The organism is Betaproteobacteria bacterium (assembly GCA_009377585.1).
Taxonomy (GTDB): domain Bacteria; phylum Pseudomonadota; class Gammaproteobacteria; order Burkholderiales; family WYBJ01; genus WYBJ01.
In genome coordinates, this window is record WHTS01000203.1 from 1 (window position 1) to 6334 (window position 6334).

At 66.5% G+C, this 6334-nt stretch carries 3 protein-coding genes and 1 pseudogene; all 4 read left to right on the forward strand.

Annotation, left to right across the window (positions count from 1 at the left end; all coding sequences use genetic code 11):
• The first annotated feature begins 105 nt into the window (after window positions 1-105).
• Entirely contained in the window at window positions 106-1743 is a 1638-nt protein-coding gene (locus GEV05_30080) for a UbiD family decarboxylase (GenBank protein MPZ47534.1), read from the forward strand.
• Between the two features lie 9 nt (window positions 1744-1752).
• Window positions 1753-3039: an alpha-hydroxy-acid oxidizing protein gene (locus GEV05_30085; protein ID MPZ47535.1), complete on the forward strand. Its 1287-nt coding sequence runs from the start codon at window positions 1753-1755 to the stop codon at window positions 3037-3039.
• Between the two features lie 25 nt (window positions 3040-3064).
• A pseudogene (locus tag GEV05_30090) lies at window positions 3065-3374 on the forward strand (hypothetical protein).
• 81 nt (window positions 3375-3455) lie between these two features.
• The coding region (locus GEV05_30095; GenBank protein ID MPZ47536.1) for a DUF3365 domain-containing protein at window positions 3456-6334 on the forward strand (2879 nt) is incomplete at its 3' end.

Below are 6334 nucleotides of genomic sequence, written 5' to 3' on the forward strand. Positions count from 1 at the left end.
TTAGTCTCCCCTCCTTCCCAAGGAGGGGTGCCCGCGTCAGCGGGCGGGGTGGTAAGGCGAAACGCGCCGCTATAATCGTCCGCGACCCGCCTCCACGAGAACGACATGCCGACATCTTCGAACCACGGTTATCCCGACCTGCACGAGCATTTGCGCACCCTGGAAGCGCGCGGGCTGCTGCTCAGGATCGACCGCCCGATCGACAAGGATGCGGAGATGCACCCGCTGGTGCGCTGGCAGTTCGTCGGCGGGATCGAGGAGCACGAGCGCAAGGCGTTCCTGTTCACCCACGTCGTCGACGCCCGCGGGCGCAAGTACGCGTTCCCGGTCGTGGTCGGCGCGCTCGCGGGCAACCGCGCGATCTATTGCGCCGGCCTGCGGGCGGAGGAAAGCGAAGTCAACGCACGCTGGGAACAGGCCATCGCCAAACCCATTGCGCCGCGCGTGGTGACCGAAGCGCTTTGCCAGGAAGTGGTGATCGAGGGCGCCGACCTGCAAGGCGAAGGCCGCGGGCTCGACATGCTGCCGATTCCGGTCTCCACTCCGGGTTTCGACAGCGCGCCCACGCTCACGGCGACCAACGTCATCACCAAGGATCCAGAAACCGGCGTGCAGAATCACGGGACCTACCGCGCGGGCTTGAAGTCGCCGGACCGTCTGGTGATGCGGATGGCGACCCGGGTCGGAGGCGCGGGCGGGTACCAGCACTATCTCAAGCACCGCAGCCGCGGCGACAAGACCATGCCATGCGCCATCGTGCTCGGCGCGCCCCCGTGTGTGGCCATGGTCGCACCGCAGAAGATGCCGATCGATGTCGACGAGATCGGCATCGCAGGCGGGCTCGCCGGCGCGCCGATCAACGTCGTGCGGGCGCGCACCGTGGACCTGGTGGTGCCCGCCGAAGCCGAGATCGTGATCGAAGGTCTGCTCGACACCGAGATGCTCGAGCCCGAGGGCCCCTTCGGCGAATCGCACGGCCATGTCGCGCTGGAGGAATTCAACATCCCGATGCGGGTCACGGCGATCACGCATCGCAGGGACGCGATCGTCGCTTCCTACATCAGCCAGGTGACGCCGAGCGAATCGAGCGCGATGAAGCGCGTCGCCTACGAGCCGATGTTTCTCGCCCATCTGCAAAAGACGCTCGGTATCCGAGCCGTGACGCGGGTGACGCTGCACGAGCGCATGACGGCGCTGCGGCGCATCGCCATCGTGACCGTGAAGCGCGACGCGCCGCGCACCGAAGTCTGGCGCGCGCTCTATGGCGTAAGCGCGTTCCGGGCCGACTGCGGCAAGATCTGCGTGGCGGTGAACGAAGACATCGATCCGGACAACTCCGACGCGCTGCTGTGGGCGATCGCCTTTCGCATGAATCCGGCCAAGGATCTGCAGGTTTTGCCGTACCGCAGCCCCGGGCACGGTCCCGAGCGCGAGCACGAAGCGCACGACGAAACCGACGCCACCGTGCTGATCGATGCAACGATGAAGGAAGAGCTGCCGCCGCTCGCGCTTCCCAAGCGCGAGTACATGCAGCGCGCGATGGACATCTGGCACGAGTTGGGGCTGCCGCGTCTGCGCCCGCAATCGCCCTGGTTTGGCACTCCGGACGGAGACTGGCTGCCGCAATGGGATCAGGCCGCGGCGCGGGCGACGAGCGGGCAGTATCTGGAGAACGGCCGCATCAGCGAGCGCCTGCAGCGCAGCGGGCTCACGCCCGAAACCCGCTTCGTGCCCGACGAATAGGAGCAAACCATGGCAAACGGCGGCCAAGGCACGGGTACCGCGGCGACGGCGGATATCGTCGCGGCCGGCACGGAGGACACGCTCGGCTGGCGCGACAAGCGCACGCTGCCGAGTCATCTGCGCGACATGCTCGCGCTGGAAGACTTCGAAGCCGTCGCGTGGCGCCGCTTGCCGCGCCCGATCTACGGCTATGTCTCGGGCGGCGTGGAGACGAACGCATCCTTGCGCGCGAATCGCGCCGCGTTCGACGAGATCGCGTTCGTGCCGAAGATGCTGGTCGACACTTCTATGCGCGCGCTCACGACCACGCTGTTCGGCCAGACCTATGCCGCGCCGTTCGGGCTGGCGCCGATGGGCGGTTCGTCGCTCGCCGCCTACCAGGGCGACATCGTGCTCGCGCGCTCGGCGGCCGAGGCCAACATTCCGATGATCACGAGCGGCGCTTCGCTGACCGCGCTGGAGAAGGTGAAGCAGGCCGGCCGCACCTCGTGGTTCCAGGCTTACCTACCCGGCGAAGACCCGGTCATCGGCGAATTGGTGGATCGGGCCGCGCGCGCCGGCTTCGATACCCTGGTGCTCACGGTGGACGTGCAGGTGCTGTCGAACCGCGAGAACAACGTGAGGAGCGGCTACAACTCGCCGCTCAGGCCCACGCCGCGGCTCGCCTGGGACTGCATGATCCGGCCGCGCTGGCTGTTCGGCATGTTCCTGCGCACCTTGCTGCTGCACGGCATGCCGCACTTCGAGAACATGGGTCCACGCAGCCCGCTCATCTCCTCCACCGGCGTGCGCAGCCGCGGCCGGCGCGACAAGCTCACCTGGAAGCACGTCGAGCTGATGCGCCGGTTGTGGAAGGGCCGGCTCGTGCTCAAGGGCATTCTCGATCCGGAGGACGCACGCGTGGCGCGCGAAAGCGGCGTCGACGGCGTGATCGTATCGAACCATGGCGGGCGCCAGCTCGACGGCGCGGTGGCACCGCTGCGCGCGCTGCCGGGGGTCAAGGCGGAAGCCGGCGACATGACCGTGATGATGGATAGCGGCGTCCGCCGCGGCACCGATGTGTTGAAAGCGCTCGCGCTCGGCGCGCAGTTCGTCTTCATCGGCCGTCCGTTCCTGTATGCCGCCGTCGTGGCGGGCGACGAGGGCGTCGCGCATGCGATCAAGCTCCTGCGCGAGGAGATCGATCGCGATATGGCCCTTATCGGCATCGCGTCGCTGGCCGAGATGGGGCCGCATCGGCTCACCGCGGCGCGGGGCGTGGATTTTCTACCTGGCGCTGAGGTGGTGAAGGGATGAAACGCGTAGGCGCGCCGCGGGCGGCATGCAGGCCGGCCCCGGCAGCGCCGGCAGCCTGATCCCGGCGCACGAGTACCACACACACCATCGGCAACGCCAGCCGCGACAAGGTCGCGGTGTCGGTGCACATCTACCAGAGGCCGATGGACCATTGCTGCAAGCTCATGCGGCAGAGCGGCAAATGGTTTCATGCCGCAGAGCGGCAAATGGTTTCATGCCGCAGAGCGGCAATTGGTACCAGCGCATCGACCCGACCTTGGCGGTCGACCGCGTGGCCTGACGATTCCCGCCCCGCACGAATCAAGATTTCCTTCGCCGTGCCGTTTCTGCCCTGACGCGCGTTCGAGCCTTCGAGCTTTCTGCCGCTTCTCCGCCGCCATGCAAGGGTTGCTAAGGTCGTGCATACAAACACAATATTGAAGCGGTTCGGGATCGGACCGAAGTTCACGCTGCTGCTGGCCCTGGTGCTGCTCACCGGCATGGGGCTCGCCTGGTTCGCACTTTCCGAGGTTCTGCAGAAGCAGGCGCAGCGGGACGTAGCTGCCAAGGCCGAGATTCTGCTCAAAACGATGGACTCGGTGCGCAAGTACACCACCGAGCACATCAACACGACCTTGAAGCCGCTGCTCGACCGCGAACAGAGCTTCGCCCGGGAAACCGTTCCGGGCTATGCCGCGCGCGAAGTGTTCGAGCGCTTTCGCAAGGACCCGGCCTACAGCAGCTTCCTCTACAAGGAAGCGACGCTGAATCCGACCAATCTGCGGGACAAGACCGATGCGTTCGAGGCCGGCGTCGTGCAACGTTTTCGCGCTTCTCCGGATCTGTCCGAGCAGAGCGGTTTTCGTACCCAGGGCACGCGACGGCTGTTCTTCACCGCCAAGCCCATCCGGGTGCGCTCGGCTTCCTGCCTGGGTTGCCACAGTACCCCGGATGCCGCCCCGCAAGCGATGGTCGCCATGTACGGTCCCGACAACGGCTTCGGCTGGAAGCTCGACGAGATCGTCGGTTCGCAGATCGTGTATGTGCCCGCCGAGGCGGTGATCGCGAGCGGCGCGCGCAGCACCTTGCCGGTCACGGCCGTGTTCGTTGCGATCTTCACGCTGACCGTGGCTGCGATCACGGTGTTCTTCCGCCGTAGCGTCATCCGGCCACTCGCCAGCCTCGCGGCCGCGACCCAGGCGCTGCGCAACGGAACGATGAGCCCCGCGCAATTCGCCGCTTCGCCCGAGGCCGAAGCCTTGAGCGCTACGGCGCGGCGAGACGACGAGCTCGGGCAGCTTGCCGAACGTTTCGCCGGCATGGCGCGCGAGGTCTACTCGCGTGAGCGCAGCCTGCACGAGGCGCGCGAGGAAGTCAGCCGCAGCGAGGCCAAGTTCCGCAGTCTCGCCGAGCTCGGTTCGGACTGGTACTGGGAACAGGATGCCGCCCTGCGCTACGTGCTGCCGCAGGATCGCAGCGGAACCGACAGCCGAATCGACGACAAGCGCATCGGCAAATGCCGCTGGGAGCTGCCTGGAACGATGCCGGTCAATACCACCTGGGCCACGCACCAGGCCATGCTGCACGAGCGCAAGTCGTTCCGCTACCTGGTGTTGAAGCGCGTCGAAGACGGCGGCCAGGTGCGCTACATCCGCGTCGGCGGCAGTCCGTTCTACGACAAGAACGGCGTATTCGCCGGCTATCGCGGCATCGAGACCGACGTCACCGAGCAGGTCGCGGCGCAACAGAACGAGCATGCACAGCAGTTTCTGAATGCTGTCATCAACGCCGTGCCGAGCCCGGTGTTCGTGAAGAACGACAAGTACCGCTGGATCCTGTTGAACGACGCGATGTGCCAATTGCTCGGCCGCTCGCGCGAAGAGCTGCTCGGATGCGACGATCTGCAACTCGACGAGTCGCAGGCCGCATTCGCGCGCGAAAGCGATGCAGCGGTGCTGGAAGCGGGCGTTTCGCGCGAGCACGAGCAGTCGTTCACCGGCCGCGACGGAATCTCGCGCTGGGTGCTCGTGCGCAAACGCGGCTTCCGCATGCCGGACGGCAAGAGCATCCTGGTCGGCGTCATCACCGATCTGACCGAACGCAAGCGCATCGAGGAGGATCTGCTGCTGGCCAAGGACGCGGCCGAGGCGGCCAACCGCTCGAAGTCGGAGTTCGTGGCGAACATGAGCCACGAGATCCGCACCCCGATGAACGGGGTGCTCGGGATGGCCGAGCTGCTGCTCGATACCCGTCTCGATTCGGTGCAGACGCGCTATGCCCGCAACATCCGCCATTCGGGCGAGGCGCTGCTCACCATCATCAACGACGTCCTCGATTTCTCCAAGATCGAAGCGGGCAAGATGACGCTCGAGCAGATCGATCTCGACCTGCGTGAGCTGGTCGAGGAGGTAACCGGGCTGTTGGCTGTGCAAGCCCGCGACAAGGGCCTGAAGCTCGCTTTCGAGATCGATGCGGCAGTGCCCTCGGCTCTGACGGGCGACCCTGTGCGCATCCGCCAGGTTCTCATCAATCTCGTGGGCAACGCGGTCAAGTTCACCGAGCAAGGCGAAGTCACAATCGCCGTGAAGCGCACCGATGCGCCGGCCGATGCGGCCCACGGACATGGCTGCGCGCTCAACTTCAGCGTCAGCGACACCGGGATCGGGCTTTCGCCCGAGGGCTGCCGGAAGCTCTTCCAGCCGTTCACGCAGGCGGACGGCTCGACCACGCGGCGCTTCGGCGGCACCGGACTGGGATTGGCCATATCGCGCCGCCTGGTCGGCATGATGGGCGGCGAGATCGGCGTCGAGAGCACGCCCGGCGTGGGTTCGCGCTTCTGGTTCAGCCTCCGGTTGGCCGTTGCCGCGCAGACGCACGGCGCTGCGCAAGAAAGCGCATTTCCGGACCGGAACGAGCTTCGTCCGCCGCTGTCAGGCCGCGTGCTGCTGGTCGAGGACAACGGCGTCAATCAGGAGATCGGCATGGCGATGCTGCAGGCGATCGGCTGCGAAGTCGATCTCGCAGCCGATGGGCGTGAAGCCATCGCGGCCACTGGCGCAAAAACCTACGACCTGGTGCTCATGGATTGCCAGATGCCGGATGTCGACGGGTTCGAAGCAACGCGCGCGATCCGTGCGCGCGAGCGCGAACGCGAACGGTCTGGATCGCAGCCCGCGCGCAGGCTGCCCATCGTTGCATTGACGGCGAATGCCATGAGCGGCGATCGCGAGCAGTGCACCAGCGCCGGCATGGACGACTATCTGAGCAAGCCCTTCACGCAGGAGCAGCTACGCGCGGTGCTCGGGACCTGGATGCC